Raw genomic sequence first — 16046 nt, 5'->3', positions numbered from 1 at the left:
TCCCGTAACTGCTGGACTTGTTCAGCCGTTAGCGGCTCGAACACTTCTTGGTTTGCATTCTCTTCATCTTCGGGAAGCATTCTGGCCATGTTTGTTTACGCCCAGGTTACATCCACGCGATACTGCAAAGCCTGCCATTGTACGTGATAACACATACGTTTTGATGGATAAACACACCAGAGAGGATAATTGAGTACATGACATCCCCTCCCTTGCCCCCGGGCACCTCGCGCCAAGACTCGTTGATTGAATACCCATGCCGCTTTCCCATCAAAGTCATGGGCAGCAAAGTGGACGGATTTGTCCACGCCATGACTCAGATTGCTGAGCAATTTGACCCCAGCTTTGATGCCTCGACGTTGGAGTTGCGCGATAGCAAAAACGGCAATTACCTAGGGATCACCCTGATGATCACCGCAACAAGCCGCGAACAACTTGATGAGTTGTACCGCACGCTGTCCACGCACCCCATGGTCAAGATCGCTTTATAAAACCAACATCACCCCTAGTTCATGCAAATCGACATGCGCGGCCTGACGCCCTACCTGCAGACCTACCAGGCCATGCAGGACTTCACGGCCACCCGCACCGCTCAAACGCCAGACACTCTGTGGGTTTGCGAGCACCCCCCCACTTTCACCCAAGGCTTGGCCGGACAGGCTAGTCACTTACTGGCACCAGGCGATATCCCCATCGTGGCAACAAATCGGGGCGGGCAGGTCACATACCATGGCCCGGGTCAAGTGGTGGCGTATCCATTGATCGATTTGCAACGTGCAGGCTATTACGTCAAAGAATATGTCCACCGCATTGAAGAAGCGGTCATTCGAAGTTTGCTGCACTTCGGGGTCACGGGCCATCGCGTGACGGGAGCGCCGGGTATTTACGTACGCATCGACGACCCAGCCAGTCACGCTCTCTTACCACAGCGCCCTCAAAAAGACGCCGCGCAGCCCCCCAACTTTCAAGGCCTTGGAAAAATTGCAGCCCTAGGCATTAAAGTCAGCCGTCACTGCACGTACCACGGCGTTGCCCTCAACGTGGCCATGGACCTTTCCCCTTTTCTGCGCATCAACCCTTGCGGCTATCAGGGCCTACAAACAGTCGATCTTTCTACAATCGGCGTATCGGTCAGTTGGCAAGAAGCCTCTGATGTTTTGAGTCAAAAACTCGCCACTTACTTGGCCCCATGAACCGGGCCTGACAACAGGTTTACTGCCATGCCCACCCCTGACAACCGCGTCGTGCGCGACGTACAAAGCGTCGACACATACAACGCATCCGATAAACAAAAAGCCGCAGCCAAGCTGTCACGCATTCCGGTGAAGGTGGAAGCAGGTGAAGTGTTGAAAAAGCCGGATTGGATTCGCGTCAAAGCGGGCTCTCCCTCCACGCGTTTTTACGAAATCAAAGACGTGTTGCGTAGCAACAAATTAGTGACCGTGTGCGAAGAAGCCTCCTGCCCCAACATTGGCGAATGCTTTGGCAAAGGCACGGCAACGTTCATGATCATGGGCGACAAATGCACACGACGCTGCCCATTTTGCGATGTCGGCCACGGACGCCCAGACCCATTGGATGTGAATGAGCCTGAGAACTTGGCCAAAACCATTGCAGCACTCAAACTGCAATACGTGGTGATCACCAGTGTCGACCGTGACGATTTGCGCGATGGCGGCAGTCAGCATTTTGTGGATTGCATTCGTCGCACACGTGAGCTCTCGCCTCAAACACAGATCGAGATTTTGGTGCCTGACTTCCGAGGCCGCGATGACCGTGCCCTAGAGATTTTGAAAGCTGCGCCACCCGACGTCATGAACCACAACATGGAAACCGTGCCGCGTCTGTACAAAGAAGCGCGCCCCGGCAGCGACTATGCATTCAGCCTGAACTTGCTCAAGAAGTTCAAAGCCTTGTTCCCCCATGTACCTACCAAAAGCGGTTTGATGGTGGGCCTGGGAGAAACCGATGAAGAGATCTTGCAAGTCATGCAAGACATGCGGGCCCACCACATCGACATGCTCACGATTGGCCAATATTTAGCGCCCAGCACCAGCCACATCCCCGTTCGTCGCTATGTGCACCCAGACACTTTCAAAATGTTTGAAGCCAAAGCCTATGAAATGGGATTCAGCCACGCTGCCGTAGGCGCAATGGTCCGCTCGAGTTACCACGCGGACCAACAAGCGCATGCAGCGGGTGTTTAAAAAGAGCTTGTGCAGCGACGTTAGACACCCATCAACTCTGCAGGCTCTTCGCTGGCGAGCACTTGCTGAGCCCAAGCTTGCAGGCGGCTAGTATCTGCACGCAGCACTTCTTGCTTGACCGCGAGAATTTGGGTGGGATGCATTGAAAAGCTGCGCAACCCCAAACCTAGCAATAGACGAGTGAGTGCGGGGTCTCCAGCCATTTCGCCGCACACACTCACGCTCTTTCCTTGAACGCGGCATTCGGCCATGGTGTCGGCAACTAGCCGCAGCACCGCCGGATGCAGCGGGTCATACAAATGAGCCACTGACTCATCCGCACGGTCGATGGCCAAGGTGTATTGAATCAAGTCATTGGTGCCAATCGACAAAAAGTCGAAGTAGCGCAAGAACATTTTCACGCTCAGTGCGGCGGCGGGAACTTCGATCATGGCCCCCACCTTGAGCGGACCAAACGCTTCGCCGCGGGCATCCAACTGAGCGCGTGCTTGCTCAAGCAAGGCAAAGGTTTGCTTGATCTCGCGGGCGTGCGCCAACATCGGAATCAACAAGTGCACTTGCCCATGTGCCGCAGCCCTCAAAATGGCGCGAAGTTGTGTCAAAAACATCGCTGGATCAGCGAGGCTCCAACGGATAGCACGCAAACCTAAGGCGGGGTTGAGATGCGACTCGTCTTTCAACGATCGGTCCAGGGGTTTGTCCGCGCCGATATCTACGGTTCGAATGGTCACGGGCAATCCCTTCATGCCTTCTACTGCACGACGGTAGGCCAGGTATTGCTCTTGCTCATCAGGCAGTGATCCGACTCGCCCCATGAACAAAAACTCGCTGCGGAACAAGCCCACGCCCACAGCACCCACATCCAGCGCAGCCGGAGAGTCTTCGGGCATTTCAATGTTCGCCAACAGCTCCACCCGTTGCCCATCCAGGGTCACAGCAGGCGTATGTCGCAACCGGGAAAGGCGCTCGCGCTCCAACTCTGCCTGGCGTTGCTTGAAGCCGTATTCAGCCAAGATGATGGGCGAGGGATTGACGATCACCACGCCCGCGTCACCGTCGATGATGATCCAGTCATCTTGCCGCACCAACTGACTGGCAGTACGCGCACCAACCACGGCAGGAATATCCAAACTGCGCGCAACGATGGCTGTATGCGATGTTTTACCGCCCACATCGGTTACGAATCCGGTAAACACACTTTGCTTGAATTGCAGCATGTCAGCCGGCGACAAGTCATGTGCCACCAAAACCAATGGCACATCCATGCTGTCTTCAAGCTGCAAGTCTTGTTGCCGCGATGCACCTTGGCGCTTGTGTGCCACCGTAGGCACCACGTGATGTGCCACGCCTTTGATGTGCCGCAACAAACGCTCGACCACTTGTTCTAAATCACCCTTGCGCTCACGCAAGTACGGGTCGTCCATCTCGTCAAACTGACGCGCCACCACATCCAGTTGCGAGGTCAGAGCCCACTCTGCGTTGTAGAGCCGGTCTTTGACCCAGTGTGTAACACCCTCAGCCAACATGCTGTCTTGCAGCAACATGAGGTGTACCTCCAAGATAGCCGCCAGCTCTGGTGGCGCATCTTTGGGCAAGGTGTCGTGCAGGGTTTGCAGCTCAGATTGCACCGCCATGCGTGCTTTGGCCAAACGACGCAACTCTGCGTCTACCTGCGTAGGTTCAATGAAATAGTGTGCGACATCCACACGACTCGACGCCACAAGAACGGCGCGTCCAATGGCAATGCCGCGTGCAACTGCAAGACCGTGAATGGCAAATGTCATGCGAGAACCTTACTCACCTTCACCAAACTTGTCGTTGATCAAAGCCAACAAAGCATCCATCGCTTCTTGTGCTTGCTCGCCGTCGGTTTCGAGCTCCACTTCGCTGCCTATTCCGGCAGCAAGCATCATCACACCCATGATGCTTTTGGCATTCACGCGGCGGTCGCCTTTGCTGATCCATACCTCGCACGGAAAACTACCGGCCAATTTGGTGAGCTTGGCAGACGCACGGGCATGCAAGCCTAATTTATTGCTGATGGTCGCGATGGTTGTGATCATGGGTTCTACGGTTCTGATTCTGATTCTGAGGGGCGGTGATGGCCACTTGCATGACGCCTTGGGTGCCACCGGTCAAGGCACGCGCCACCAAAGCATCCAAGGGCTCATGCCTGTAGCAAACGGTTCGAAAAAGCATGGGCAAATTCACACCGGCAATGAGCTTGGCATGGCTGCCCGCCACCAGCTTTTGCGCCACATTGGCAGGCGTCGCACCAAAAATATCGGTCAACACCAATACGCCCTCGTCTGCAACATCAGCAAGTGCTTTGCGAGCGGCCACCAAGGTTTCTTCCGGCTCGGCGTTGGGCAACACATCAATGGCAATCACCGATTGAGCGCACTCCGGATACACATGCAAAGCACAATCACGCAGGGCCTGAGCCAGGGGTGCGTGCGCGATGATAAAAATGCTGTTGCTCATAAACGAGATAGACGGTTACAACAGATTATCGACGGTCTGACTTATGTTTAAGAAAGTACGCATAAGCAACAATGCAACAGACCAGAAAAACTGCAATGGATGCCCTGAACGCTTGTGGCTCATCGAGGCCGCCCGACTTGAATGCATCGATCATCAAGCCGATCCCCCATTGCACAACAAAGACGCCCAAAAACAACACCAAGTTATAAGCTGACAAAGCACGTCCAGCCAATGCCGGGGGAAATGACAGGCCCACGGCAGGTTGGGATAGCGCAACGAAGCTGCTGCTGATGCAAAACAAGGCCCAGGACAAAGCACCTGCATCTGCGCCAGACAAGATGATGTAGAGCTGAACGCAAAAATTGATGGGTACGCCATAAGTCATGAGTTGATTGGCCGTAAAGCCACGCGCATACAGACTCGGTGTCACCAACCCCCACAACCAAAAGGTGACCAACATCGAGACGTTCACCCAAAAGAGACCTGTTGCGGCTTCCAAAGGGGTGTAGCCTGCGACCTTGACCATCCAAGGCCCGGCCCACAGGGTTTGCATTGCAATCAACCCGCCGTAGCTAAAAAAGCCCATGGGCACCAAACTTCTGAAATAAGGCGTCTGCCAAACTTGGCTATAACTCGCCAAGATCCCTTTGGACGCGGGTCGACTTGCAGCGTGGTCATCGGTGGTATGCGACGGTGCCGTGCGCCACTCGGGAACTTGCCAGCGCATCAACCACATGGAGAGCACCAGCAAAAAAGCCAACCCCACAAACATCCAGCGCCATCCGGTCAAAGGCAGCAACCACTGCACGGGCAAAGTAGAGGCCAACATGCCTAAAGAGCCGGTCATCAACATCCAAGAATTTGCTCGTTGTTGTTTGTCCAATACCAGCCAGCGTCGATAGCCCGTCAAAGGCGCCATCAAGCAGGCGCTGACACCAACGCCAATCAAAACACGCGCCAACAACAAACCGCTAAAGCTGGTTGACCAGGCAAACGCCAGGCAGCCGAGCACGGCAACGCCCAAAAAAGCTTGCACGACTTTTTTGGGTCCTCGCTGATCCAACCAATGCCCCATCGGCAACTGAGTGGCAGCAAAGCCCAAGAAATAGCCCCCAGCCAACAACCCCAAGTCTTGGGCGTGTAGGCCAAACTCAACGGTCAGTCCAGGCGAGAGTGTGGCAGTGATCGCACGCAAGAGCGCTGACAAAAAGTAAGCCGATGCAAACGCCACAAACACCCAGACAGCCGCACGACGCGGCAACACATCGTTGTTCATTGCAATTTAATTCCTGAAAAATAAACGTCTGCGGTTTCGTCGAACGACTTCGTTTTGGCCGCGCCATACATCGCTACTTGGTACAGCTTGTTGCCATGCATGAACCATCCAAATTCAACTTGAAGCGCGGCTGTTTTGACCCGACTGCGTACCGCCTGAGGCGCTGATACGGCGCCAGCCAAAGCCCAGGGCTGTGTGAGCGCGTCCTGTGTACGCACACTCAAAGGTGTCAGGCTGGCTTGTTGCCAGGCGTTCAACATCACGTCTGGCAAAACTCCTGCGGGCAATGCGATTTGCCCCAAAGTGAATTGCAAGTCACTGGCTTCACACCCCTGCAGTTGCAGACTGGCTGGAAGGGCATCTTGTCCTGACTGCAACAAAATATTGCGCACGGCTTGATCCGGTTTGCATGGCATCAACACGACGACATCCCCTGCGTCAAACCGTACCTCACGCCAATTCAAAGCCGGAGTACAGGCGGTGCAAACACACACAGCCATGGCACATAGCAAGTAAACCCAACTTTTTGTCATAGCGCACATTATCTGGTGCGAGTGATACAACCAACTGCTCACAGATGACATGTGAGACTGCTGAGAGCCGACAAGACAAAATTTGCCCGACAATTTGCACATGAACTCACTTGAAGGCATTCGCATCTTGGACTTGTCGCGCGTACTCGCGGGTCCTTGGTGTACACAAACTTTGGCCGATTTAGGCGCAGACGTGATCAAGATTGAGCGCCCCGGCGCAGGCGATGACACACGTGGATGGGGCCCTCCTTTCCTCAAGGACCCATCGGGTGCGGATACCCGAGACGCTGCGTATTACCTAGGTACCAACCGCAACAAGCGCTCGGTCACCTGTGACATCGCCACCCCTGAAGGGCAAGCCTTGATCCGCAAGCTGGTCATGTCTTGTGATGTGTTCATCGAGAACTTCAAAGTGGGCGATATGGCGCGTTATGGGCTGGACTACGCCTCGTTGTCCAAGCTGCATCCGCGTTTGGTCTATTGCAGCGTGACAGGTTTCGGCCAAACGGGCCCTTATCGTGAACGCGCAGGGTACGACTACGCAGTACAAGGCATGGGCGGCTTGATGAGCATCACGGGCGAGCGTGATGACTTGGGCGGTGGGCCCCAAAAGGTAGGGGTGGCTGTTGCCGATTTGTTCACTGGCATGTATGCCACCGTGGGCATCTTGGCTGCATTGCGTCATGCCGAAAAGACAGGGCAAGGTCAGTATGTTGACATGGCCTTGCTCGACACCCAGGTGGCGATGCTGGCTAATCTGGGCGCCAATTATTTGGTAGCCGGACAAAAGGAAGGCAAAGTACCAGGACGCTCTGGCAACGCACATCAAAACATCGTCCCCTACCAAGTCTTTGAAGTGGCCCCCGCCGAAGATGGCCACAAAGACCATTTGATTTTGGCTGTCGGCAACGATGGTCAATTCGCCAAGTTCTGTGCTGTCGCGGGTCATCCGGAATTGACCAGTGATCCAAGGTTTGCTAAAAATGCAGATCGCGTGCGCCACCGCGACATCTTGGTCCCACAACTGGAAGCGATTTTCATGACGCGCCGCAAAGCCGATTGGCTCAGCGCGCTAGAAGCCGCGAAAGTTCCTTGTGGGGCCATCAACAACTTGGCTGAAGTATTTGCCGATCCCCATGTACGTTCGCGAGACATGGTGACCACGTGGCAACACCCCGCCAGCGGTCCAGTTGAGTTGGTATCGAGCCCTATCAAACTCAGTGCAACGCCCGTGCGCCGAGACATGCCTCCACCTTTGCTGGGACAACACACCGAGCAGGTGTTGCAAGAGGTTCTGCATCTGAGCGCCGATGAGTTGGCTACGCTGCGTAACAAACACATCATTTGAAGTAGGTACACCCATGGCAAATTTTGTCTTGGTTCATGGTGCCTGGCATGGCGCCTGGTGCTGGCGACGCGTGACAGAGAGACTCACACAACAAGGGCACCGTGTCCACGCCGTCACATTGACAGGTGTCGGTGAACGCGCGCATTTGTTAACGCCGGACATCCACCTGAGCACACATATTCAAGATGTCGTGTCCACAATTGACACCGAAGAGCTCAACGATGTTGTGCTGGCGGTTCACTCTTATGCCGGCATGGTGGGGACTGGCGTTGCAGATGTCATGCATGAGCGTCTGCGCCATTTGGTGTATGTTGACGCCATGGTTCCCAAGCCAGGAGAAACTTGGAGTGCGACACACACGCGTGCCACGCGTGAAGGCCGCTTGGCTGCTGCCAAAGCCAGCCCGACCTATAGCTTTCCTGCCCCAGGTCCTGAGTTGTTTGGTTTGAGTGGCGATGACGCCGATTGGGTCGGTCGTCGACAAACACCCCATCCTGGTCATCCTTACACCGACGTCTTGAACTTTTCACCCGAACGGGTCGCTTCTGTCCCACGAACCTACATTCGCTGTACGAAACCGAGCTTGGCAACAATGGATGCCATTTGGCCTCGTGTCACGGATCCCGCGTTTTGGGATGGGTTGTGGTTACCTGGTTCGCGTACGGTTGAAATGGCAACGGGGCACGACCCAATGGTCAGTGCCCCGCAGGAGCTCACGCAAGTACTCTTGGACTGCGCTACGCTGTGATGATTGAAACTCTATTTATTTAGCTCTGAAATCATCGTGACAGGCCTTGCAAGTGCCTGCTGTTGCGCTAAATGCAGATTTGAATGCATCTTCTTTTCCTGAGTGTGCAGCAGCAGCCAATTTCACAGACTCTGCTTGCAACTTGTCTGCGGCCTCTTTGAACTTAGCAGATTGTTTCCAGATTTCTGGTTTGGCCTTGGTATCGCCTGAGTCAGATCCTTCCACAAAGCCAGCCCAAGGCAGTTTGGCCATGCTCGCCACAATATCAGCATTGTCTGCAGCGACCTTGGCATCAAAAGGCACCTTGCCTTGAGCCATGGCACCTAGACGACCGAAATGGGCCCCCATCACCGTCAAGGCTGATTTGCGGTACTTGATGGCATCTTCCGGTTTTGCAAATTGTGCTGCGGCAGATACGCTGAATGTAGCGGCGCTTACTACCAACAGAGCGAGGGTCAACTTCTTCATAGGTGTCATCCTTTAGGTTCAAAATAGGGGATTGTTCGACGGCACTAAGTTTACGGACTTTGTGGCGTTTTGTCTTACGCGCACATAGGAATGGTAATTGCCATGAATCACACCACATCAGCGGTTCGGATTTGGGATCTGCCCACACGCCTTTTTCACCTCACCCTTGGTTTGTCAGTCGTTGGACTCATCATCACTGGCGAAGTTGGTGGTGACGCCATGCGCATTCATTTTTGGCTAGGCTATGTGGTTCTTACCCTGGTTTTCTTTCGCATCGTCTGGGGAGTGTTTGGTGGCCATTGGTCTCGGTTTGTCAATTTCTTTCCTTCGCCACAACTCGTGCAAATTTATGTTGCAGCATTGCGCCGCAAAGAACAGCCTAAGTCCATCAGCCATAACCCGCTGGGAGCACTGTCCGTGTTGGCGATGTTGACCATCTTGTTGCTGCAAGTAGCGAGTGGGCTGATCAGTGATGATGAGATTTCAATATCAGGACCATTGACGTCACTCGTGTCTGGTGCCTGGGTATCCTTTGCTACGAATTACCACACGGAAGTCGGCAAAGTTTTGCTTATTTTTCTACTGGTTTTGCATGTTGCTTCTATTTTGTTTTATAAATTTTTCAAAAACGAAGATCTGATTACGCCCATGATTGACGGTGATAAGCAACTGCCTAGCACCACGCACCCTTCCCGCGACAGCATCACGTCACGCGCATTTGCTCTTGGTGTTTTGGTTGCTTGTGCTTATGCTGTCTACCGACTTGTGCAGCTTGGCGGCTGAGTCCTTAGTGAATGAAAAAAAGCCGCGCATTGCGCGGCTTTTTTATTGGGGCACCAGGACTCAAGCTTTTGCCAAACTCAGCATGGTGTCAGCATCACTGACTTCAAATTTACCAGGTGCCTCTACATTCAGTGCAGCAACTTTGCCGTCTTTGATCAGCATCGAATAACGATTACTACGCAAGCCCATCCCGCGTCCAGACAAATCCAGCGTCAACCCTGTTGCTTTGGTGAAATCGGCACTGCCATCGGCCAACATGCGAACTTTGCCGTTGGACTTTTGATCACGCGCCCATGCACCCATGACAAATGCGTCGTTCACACTCACGCACCAAATTTCATCGACGCCAGCTGCTTTGAGTTGGTCAAATTTTTCCACGTAACCAGGCACGTGCTTGGCTGAGCAAGTCGGCGTGAAGGCACCTGGCAATGCAAACAATGCAATGGTTTTTCCAGCAGTAGCTTTGGCAACATCCACTGCATTGGGGCCAATGCTGCAGCCCTCACCCTCTACCTCAGAATATTCCATCAGTGTGGTGTGAGGAATGGTGTCTCCGACTTTGATCATGGGATGCTCCTATCAATTGAAATGGGATCAGGAAAAAGAAAAGCGACCCACATTGTGGGTCGCTTTCAGAGGTCTTGCAGAACCTAGGTCCTAAAGACTTAAACCGCAGCAGCCTTTTGAACCAAACGGGTCGCAACCCAGTTTTTGGTTTTGGAGATGGGTTTGCTTTCGGTGATTTCGATCAGGTCGCCCAGATGGTATTCACCAGTTTCGTCGTGCGCGTGGTACTTGCTCGACTTGGCAACGATCTTGCCGTAGAGCGCGTGCTTGACGCGGCGCTCGACCAACACAGTCACTGTCTTCGTACGTTTGTCGCTGACCACCTTGCCAATCAAGGTGCGCTTGAGGGATTTCTTAGCTTCCGTCATGTGGGCTCCTTTACTTGGCGGCTTGCTTTTCAGCAAGAATGGTTTTGGCACGTGCGATGCTGCGACGGGTAGAACGCAGTTGTGACGTGTTGTTGAGTTGTTGCGTGCCTTTTTGCATGCGCAAGCCGAAATGGGCTTTTTGCAGCTCTTTGACTTCGGCTTCGAGGCCTGCAACGTCTTTTTGGCGCAGTTCAGCAGCTTTCATTTCTTATTTCTCCTGAATTTACTGGCCGATCAAGCGAGCCACGAACGTGGTACGCAAGGGCAACTTTGCAGCGGCCAAACGGAAGGCTTCACGGGCCAACTCTTCAGGAACGCCTACGATTTCGTAGAGGACCTTGCCGGGTTGGATCTCTGCCACGTAGTACTCGGGGTTACCTTTACCGTTACCCATACGCACTTCAGCAGGCTTTTGAGAAATCGGTTTGTCAGGGAACACACGAATCCAGATACGACCGCCACGTTTGACGTGGCGTGAGATCGCACGACGTGCGGACTCGATCTGGCGGGCCGTCAAGCGGCCGCGATCGGTGGACTTCAGACCGAAATCACCAAATGCCACGGTGTTGCCACGAGTAGCGATGCCGGTGTTGCGGCCCTTTTGTTCTTTGCGGTATTTACGGCGTGCTGGTTGCAGCATGCTTATTCTCCTGTTCCGTCCGCAGCCGTGCCAGTGGATGCGGGCGCGGCAACCTTGCGGACGCGCTTGACGGCAGTTGTAGGGGCACCAGCGGCTTCAGCGGGTTTATCGCTGCCATCCGTTGGTGCGGCATTGGTCCCTGCAGGACGGCGTGCGCCGCTGCGTGCTGGACGATCGCCTGTGGGGCGAGCATCACGGCGAGGACCGCGAGGACGACGCTCTTCTTCAGCACGGGGTTCCACGGCGGCCGGCAGATCGTTACGACCCAGGGTATCGCCTTTGTAAACCCACACCTTGACACCAATGATGCCGTAGGTGGTTTTAGCTTCAGAAGTAGCGTAATCGATGTCTGCACGCAGGGTATGAAGTGGCACGCGACCTTCACGGTACCACTCGGTACGTGCGATCTCAATGCCATTCAAACGACCTGCCGACATGATCTTGATGCCTTGGGCACCCAGACGCATGGCGTTTTGCATGGCGCGCTTCATGGCGCGACGGAACATGATGCGCTTTTCGAGCTGTTGGGTGATGCTGTCAGCAATCAATTGAGCATCGATTTCAGGCTTACGCACTTCTTCGATGTTCACGGCAACAGGCACGCCCAAGCGAATGGCGAGTTCTTTCTTCAAGTTCTCGATGTCTTCGCCTTTCTTGCCGATCACCACGCCCGGACGAGCCGAGAAAATGGTGATGCGTGCGTTTTTGGCAGGACGCTCGATCAGCACGCGAGACACAGCGGCGTTTTTCAACTTCGCTTTGAGGTACTCACGCACTTTGATGTCTTCAGCCAGCATGCCGGCGAAGTCACGGTTGTTGGCATACCAACGGCTTGCCCAGTTGCGGCTAACTGCAAGGCGAAAGCCTGTGGGGTGGATTTTCTGTCCCATGTCTTTCTATACCTTTCAGTTGCCAACCGTCACGTACACATGGCACGTGGGCTTGCTGATACGGTTGCCGCGGCCTTTGGCGCGGGCGGTAAAGCGCTTGAGCGTGGCACCTTGTTCGACGTAGATGGTTTTCACCTTCAACTCGTCGATGTCAGCACCATCGTTGTGTTCAGCATTGGCAATCGCAGATTCCAAAACCTTCTTGACGATACCTGCAGCTTTTTTCTGCGTGAACGTCAGGATGTTCAGAGCCTGGTCAACTTTTTTGCCGCGAATCATGTCGGCTACCAGACGGCCTTTGTCGACCGACAGACGGACGCCCCTAAGGACTGCACGTGTTTCCATGGTCTTTCCTTATTTCTTCTGGACTTTTTTGTCCGCGGGGTGACCTTTGAAGGTGCGCGTCAAGGCGAATTCGCCCAGCTTGTGGCCCACCATTTGGTCGGTGATGTAAACAGGGACGTGTTGTTTGCCGTTGTGCACAGCAATGGTCAAGCCGATGAACTCGGGCAAGATCATGGAACGACGCGACCAAGTTTTCACTGGTTTTTTGTCTTTGTTGGTGACAGCCTTGTCGACCTTGGCCACCAAGTGATGGTCAACAAACGGACCCTTTTTGAGAGAGCGAGTCATTTGTTACCCCTTACTTTTTGCGACGCGACACAATCATCACTTGTGTGCGTTTGTTGTTACGGGTACGGTAGCCTTTGGTCAGGTTACCCCACGGATCGACTGCATGACGGCCTTCACCGGTGCGACCTTCACCACCACCGTGTGGGTGGTCGACTGGGTTCATAGCAACGCCACGCACGGTTGGGCGAATACCCATCCAGCGCTTGACACCTGCTTTACCCAATTGGCGAAGGCTGTGTTCTTCGTTTGCAACTTCACCAATGGTGGCGCGGCATTCGATGTGGATTTTGCGGACTTCACCTGAGCGCATACGCACTTGAGCGTAAGTGCCTTCACGCGCCAACAAAGTGGCCGAAGTACCTGCCGAGCGGGCGATTTGAGCGCCTTTGCCGACTTGCAATTCGATGCAGTGAATGGTGGAACCCACAGGAATATTGCGGATGGGCAATGTGTTGCCTGCACGGATCGGGGCTTCCGAACCGCTCATCAACGATGCGCCAACTTCCAAACCACGGGGAGCAATGATGTAGCGACGCTCGCCGTCTGCATAACACACCAAAGCGATGTGGGCAGTACGGTTAGGGTCGTATTCGATGCGTTCCACTTTTGCAGGAATGCCGTCTTTTGTGCGACGGAAATCCACCACGCGGTAGTGGTGCTTGTGGCCACCACCCTTGTGACGGGTGGTGATGTGACCGTTGTTGTTACGACCCGATTTTTGGTGCTGGGGTTCCAGCAACGGAGCGTAGGGCTCACCTTTATGCAGGTGATCACGGGTAACCTTCACCACGCCACGTTGGCCTGGTGAGGTAGGTTTCATCTTGATGACTGCCATGATTAAGCGGCCTCCCCAGAGATGTTCAGTTCTTGACCGGCTTTGAGCGTTACATAGGCCTTGCGCACGTTGTCGCGACGACCGATGGATTTGCCAAAACGCTTGGTTTTGCCTTTGGTGTTCACCACAGAAACGCCTTGCACTTCGACCTTGAACATCAGCTCAACAGCTGCTTTGATCTCGGGCTTGCTGGCGTCTTGCAGCACTTTGAACGTCACGGCATTGCTTTTTTCAGCAACCATGGTGGCCTTTTCAGACACCACGGGTGCGACCAGCACTTGCATCAAGCGACCTTCGTCAAACTTGGTTTTTTTGTGTCCGTGGCTCATGCGAACATCTCCTTGAGTTTGTCGATGGCAGCCTTGGTCACGAGCACCTTTTTGTAGTGCACCAGAGACAGAGGGTCTGCGTAACGAGGCTCAACCACCAGCACGTTAGGCAGGTTGCGCGAGGCCAAGTACAAGTTGTCATCAACTTCATCAGCAATCACCAGCACCGACTCAAGGTTCATCGCCTTGAATTTGGCCGCCAGTAATTTGGTTTTGGGGGCATCAACTGTGAGCGAATCCACCACAGCCAGACGACCTTCGCGGGCCAACTGCGAGAAGATCGAAGCCATACCAGCGCGGTACATCTTCTTGTTGATCTTCTGGGTGAAGTTCTCTTCGGGGCTGTTCGGGAAAATCCGACCGCCGCCACGCCACAGAGGCGAAGACGTCATACCAGCACGAGCGCGACCCGTACCTTTTTGTTTGAACGGCTTCTTGGTGGAGTGCTTGACCTGCTCACGGTCTTTTTGGGCACGGGTGCCTTGACGCGCATTCGCTTGGTAAGCCACCACGATCTGGTGAACCAAATCTTCGTTGTATTCACGACCGAACACAGTTTCAGGCGCATCCACTTTGGAAGCGGCCAAACCTTGGTCGTTCAGGAGTTCGAGCTGCATCAGTTCGCTCCTTTAGCTTTGACGGCAGGACGCACAGTCACGAAGCCACCGGCCGAACCAGGGACAGCGCCACGGATCAACAACAGTTGGCGCGCTTCGTCAATGCGAATCACGTCGAGGTTTTGAGTGGTCACGATGTCGGCGCCCAAGTGGCCTGACATGCGCTTACCTGGGAACACGCGACCAGGATCTTGTGCCATACCAATCGAGCCAGGCACGTTGTGCGAACGGCTGTTACCGTGCGATGCGCGCTGTGACTTGAAGTGGTGACGCTTGATGGTGCCAGCAAAGCCTTTACCAATGGTCGTGCCTTGCACGTCCACCTTTTGGCCCACAGCAAACACATCTGTCACCGGCACAGTGGCGCCCATGGCGTACTTGGCAGCGGTGTCAGCGGACACTTGAAATTCTTGGATAATTTCGCCGGCTTCGACGCCTGCTTTCGCAAGGTGGCCAGCCATAGGCTTGGTCACGCGCGAAGCTTTGCGCGAACCGAATGTGACCTGCAAGGCCACATAGCCGTCGTTTTCTTGGGTTTTCACCTGGGTCACGCGGTTGTTGGACACATCCAACACCGTGACAGGAACTGCGTCCCCATCATCAGTGAACAGACGCATCATGCCCACCTTGCGGCCCAGCAACCCCAAACGGATGCTTTGACTCATTGTTTTCTCCAAAACTCTCACCGTAGCCACTTCAATTGGCAGCCACGTTTTGATGTGAAAGACGGTTGATAAATCCCCACACAATATGTGCAGAGCCCGCGAGTATATCGCGAAAGTCGCACCAAGGGCAACTACCCTTGTGTGCGACTGCTGGGGCAGGCTTTAGACCTGCCCCAAAATTGCATTACTGCAACTTAATTTCGACGTCCACACCTGCTGGCAAGTCGAGCTTCATCAAGGCATCCACGGTTTTATCCGTAGGGTCCACGATGTCCATCAAACGCTGGTGTGTACGAATTTCGAGCTGGTCACGGCTGGTCTTGTTGACGTGCGGTGAACGCAAGATGTCAAAACGCTTCATGCGGGTTGGCAAAGGCACAGGACCTTTGACAATTGCACCTGTGCGCTTAGCCGTGTCAACAATTTCAGCAGCCGACTGGTCGATCAGCTTATAGTCAAATGCTTTGAGGCGGATGCGGATTTTTTGCTTAGAGGACATGGTGATTCCTCAATTAAGCAATGATCTTAGCAACCACACCGGCACCAACCGTCTTGCCACCTTCACGGATAGCAAAGCGCAAGCCCTCTTCCATCGCAATCGGGTGGATCAACTTCACCGTGATCGACACGTTGTCACCTGGCATCACCATCTCTT

At 54.2% G+C, this 16046-nt stretch carries 24 protein-coding genes and 1 pseudogene; 6 read left to right on the top strand and 19 right to left on the bottom strand.

The window, feature by feature from the left end; translation table 11 throughout:
* The first annotated feature begins 197 nt into the window (after window positions 1–197).
* The 3 genes from B9Z41_RS12600 to lipA are packed head-to-tail and all read left to right on the top strand — an operon-like array spanning window position 198 to window position 2207.
* A complete protein-coding gene (locus tag B9Z41_RS12600) occupies window positions 198–491 on the top strand; it encodes a YbeD family protein (protein ID WP_100147429.1) in 294 nt (97 codons plus the stop codon).
* A gap of 21 nt (window positions 492–512) precedes the next feature.
* Complete coding sequence (gene lipB, locus B9Z41_RS12595) at window positions 513–1193, top strand: lipoyl(octanoyl) transferase LipB (protein WP_100147428.1); 681 nt, start codon at window positions 513–515, stop codon at window positions 1191–1193.
* A gap of 27 nt (window positions 1194–1220) precedes the next feature.
* Window positions 1221–2207: a lipoyl synthase gene (lipA, locus tag B9Z41_RS12590; RefSeq protein ID WP_100147427.1), complete on the top strand. Its 987-nt coding sequence runs from the start codon at window positions 1221–1223 to the stop codon at window positions 2205–2207.
* A gap of 20 nt (window positions 2208–2227) precedes the next feature.
* On the opposite strand, the gene ptsP is transcribed toward lipA, so the two are convergent.
* Genes ptsP through B9Z41_RS12565 form a run of 5 tightly spaced genes read right to left on the bottom strand, consistent with a single transcriptional unit; the run spans window position 2228 to window position 6500 of the window.
* Window positions 2228–3991, bottom strand: a complete 1764-nt coding sequence (gene ptsP / locus B9Z41_RS12585) for a phosphoenolpyruvate--protein phosphotransferase (protein WP_100147426.1) — start codon at window positions 3989–3991, stop codon at window positions 2228–2230.
* A 9-nt stretch (window positions 3992–4000) separates the two neighbouring features.
* A complete protein-coding gene (locus B9Z41_RS12580; protein WP_100147425.1) occupies window positions 4001–4270 on the bottom strand; it encodes an HPr family phosphocarrier protein in 270 nt (89 codons plus the stop codon).
* Window positions 4239–4691 (bottom strand): PTS sugar transporter subunit IIA, encoded by a 453-nt coding sequence (locus B9Z41_RS12575; RefSeq protein ID WP_100147424.1) that lies wholly within the window; start codon window positions 4689–4691, stop codon window positions 4239–4241. The genes B9Z41_RS12580 and B9Z41_RS12575 overlap by 32 nt, the downstream gene beginning before the upstream one ends.
* A 25-nt stretch (window positions 4692–4716) precedes the next feature.
* Window positions 4717–5967: an MFS transporter gene (locus tag B9Z41_RS12570; protein WP_100147423.1), complete on the bottom strand. Its 1251-nt coding sequence runs from the start codon at window positions 5965–5967 to the stop codon at window positions 4717–4719.
* Window positions 5964–6500 carry a hypothetical protein gene (locus B9Z41_RS12565; RefSeq protein ID WP_143474203.1) on the bottom strand — a complete coding sequence of 179 codons (537 nt, stop codon included), beginning with the start codon at window positions 6498–6500 and terminating at the stop codon, window positions 5964–5966. The genes B9Z41_RS12570 and B9Z41_RS12565 overlap by 4 nt, the downstream gene beginning before the upstream one ends.
* A gap of 100 nt (window positions 6501–6600) precedes the next feature.
* Between B9Z41_RS12565 and B9Z41_RS12560 the strand changes: the two genes are divergently transcribed.
* Together B9Z41_RS12560 and B9Z41_RS12555 are read left to right on the top strand one after the other, a co-directional pair.
* Window positions 6601–7848: a CaiB/BaiF CoA-transferase family protein gene (locus tag B9Z41_RS12560; RefSeq protein WP_100147421.1), complete on the top strand. Its 1248-nt coding sequence runs from the start codon at window positions 6601–6603 to the stop codon at window positions 7846–7848.
* 13 nt (window positions 7849–7861) lie between these two features.
* Window positions 7862–8596 carry an alpha/beta fold hydrolase gene (locus B9Z41_RS12555; protein ID WP_100147420.1) on the top strand — a complete coding sequence of 245 codons (735 nt, stop codon included), beginning with the start codon at window positions 7862–7864 and terminating at the stop codon, window positions 8594–8596.
* A gap of 15 nt (window positions 8597–8611) precedes the next feature.
* Here the strand turns inward: B9Z41_RS12555 and B9Z41_RS12550 are convergent, their stop codons facing one another.
* Window positions 8612–9064, bottom strand: coding sequence for a cytochrome c (locus B9Z41_RS12550; protein WP_100147419.1), 453 nt, complete (start codon window positions 9062–9064; stop codon window positions 8612–8614).
* Between the two features lie 102 nt (window positions 9065–9166).
* On the opposite strand from B9Z41_RS12550, the gene B9Z41_RS12545 reads away from it, so the two are divergent.
* Window positions 9167–9847, top strand: a complete 681-nt coding sequence (locus B9Z41_RS12545) for a cytochrome b/b6 domain-containing protein (RefSeq protein WP_100147543.1) — start codon at window positions 9167–9169, stop codon at window positions 9845–9847.
* Between the two features lie 60 nt (window positions 9848–9907).
* On the opposite strand, the gene B9Z41_RS12540 is transcribed toward B9Z41_RS12545, so the two are convergent.
* The 13 genes and pseudogenes from B9Z41_RS12540 to B9Z41_RS12480 form a co-directional block, all read right to left on the bottom strand.
* Window positions 9908–10414 carry a peroxiredoxin gene (locus tag B9Z41_RS12540; RefSeq protein ID WP_100147418.1) on the bottom strand — a complete coding sequence of 169 codons (507 nt, stop codon included), beginning with the start codon at window positions 10412–10414 and terminating at the stop codon, window positions 9908–9910.
* Between the two features lie 98 nt (window positions 10415–10512).
* A complete protein-coding gene (gene rpsQ, locus B9Z41_RS12535; protein WP_100147417.1) occupies window positions 10513–10782 on the bottom strand; it encodes a 30S ribosomal protein S17 in 270 nt (89 codons plus the stop codon).
* A 10-nt stretch (window positions 10783–10792) separates the two neighbouring features.
* Complete coding sequence (gene rpmC / locus B9Z41_RS12530) at window positions 10793–10987, bottom strand: 50S ribosomal protein L29 (protein ID WP_100147416.1); 195 nt, start codon at window positions 10985–10987, stop codon at window positions 10793–10795.
* Window positions 10988–11005: 18 nt separating this feature from the next.
* Window positions 11006–11422: a 50S ribosomal protein L16 gene (rplP, locus tag B9Z41_RS12525; RefSeq protein ID WP_100147415.1), complete on the bottom strand. Its 417-nt coding sequence runs from the start codon at window positions 11420–11422 to the stop codon at window positions 11006–11008.
* Between the two features lie 2 nt (window positions 11423–11424).
* Window positions 11425–12312 carry a 30S ribosomal protein S3 gene (gene rpsC / locus B9Z41_RS12520; protein WP_100147414.1) on the bottom strand — a complete coding sequence of 296 codons (888 nt, stop codon included), beginning with the start codon at window positions 12310–12312 and terminating at the stop codon, window positions 11425–11427.
* A 15-nt stretch (window positions 12313–12327) separates the two neighbouring features.
* Window positions 12328–12657 carry a 50S ribosomal protein L22 gene (gene rplV / locus B9Z41_RS12515; protein WP_100147413.1) on the bottom strand — a complete coding sequence of 110 codons (330 nt, stop codon included), beginning with the start codon at window positions 12655–12657 and terminating at the stop codon, window positions 12328–12330.
* A gap of 9 nt (window positions 12658–12666) precedes the next feature.
* A complete protein-coding gene (gene rpsS / locus B9Z41_RS12510) occupies window positions 12667–12945 on the bottom strand; it encodes a 30S ribosomal protein S19 (protein WP_100147412.1) in 279 nt (92 codons plus the stop codon).
* 10 nt (window positions 12946–12955) lie between these two features.
* Window positions 12956–13780, bottom strand: a complete 825-nt coding sequence (rplB, locus tag B9Z41_RS12505) for a 50S ribosomal protein L2 (protein ID WP_100147411.1) — start codon at window positions 13778–13780, stop codon at window positions 12956–12958.
* Window positions 13781–13782: 2 nt separating this feature from the next.
* Entirely contained in the window at window positions 13783–14109 is a 327-nt protein-coding gene (rplW, locus tag B9Z41_RS12500) for a 50S ribosomal protein L23 (protein WP_100147410.1), read from the bottom strand.
* Window positions 14106–14726 (bottom strand): 50S ribosomal protein L4, encoded by a 621-nt coding sequence (gene rplD / locus B9Z41_RS12495; RefSeq protein ID WP_100147409.1) that lies wholly within the window; start codon window positions 14724–14726, stop codon window positions 14106–14108. The genes rplW and rplD overlap by 4 nt, the downstream gene beginning before the upstream one ends.
* On the bottom strand, window positions 14726–15391 hold the full coding sequence (gene rplC / locus B9Z41_RS12490) for a 50S ribosomal protein L3 (protein ID WP_100147408.1): 666 nt from the start codon (window positions 15389–15391) through the stop codon (window positions 14726–14728). Before rplC ends, rplD begins: the two co-directional genes overlap by 1 nt.
* 184 nt (window positions 15392–15575) lie before the next feature.
* Window positions 15576–15890 (bottom strand): 30S ribosomal protein S10, encoded by a 315-nt coding sequence (gene rpsJ, locus B9Z41_RS12485; RefSeq protein ID WP_019426908.1) that lies wholly within the window; start codon window positions 15888–15890, stop codon window positions 15576–15578.
* A 13-nt stretch (window positions 15891–15903) separates the two neighbouring features.
* Window positions 15904–16046, bottom strand: a pseudogene (locus tag B9Z41_RS12480) (elongation factor Tu); the annotation flags it as partial.

Origin of the sequence: Limnohabitans sp. JirII-31, from assembly GCF_002778315.1 — a bacterium.
Taxonomy (GTDB): domain Bacteria; phylum Pseudomonadota; class Gammaproteobacteria; order Burkholderiales; family Burkholderiaceae_C; genus Limnohabitans.
This window is presented reverse-complemented; position numbering and strand designations above follow the sequence as displayed.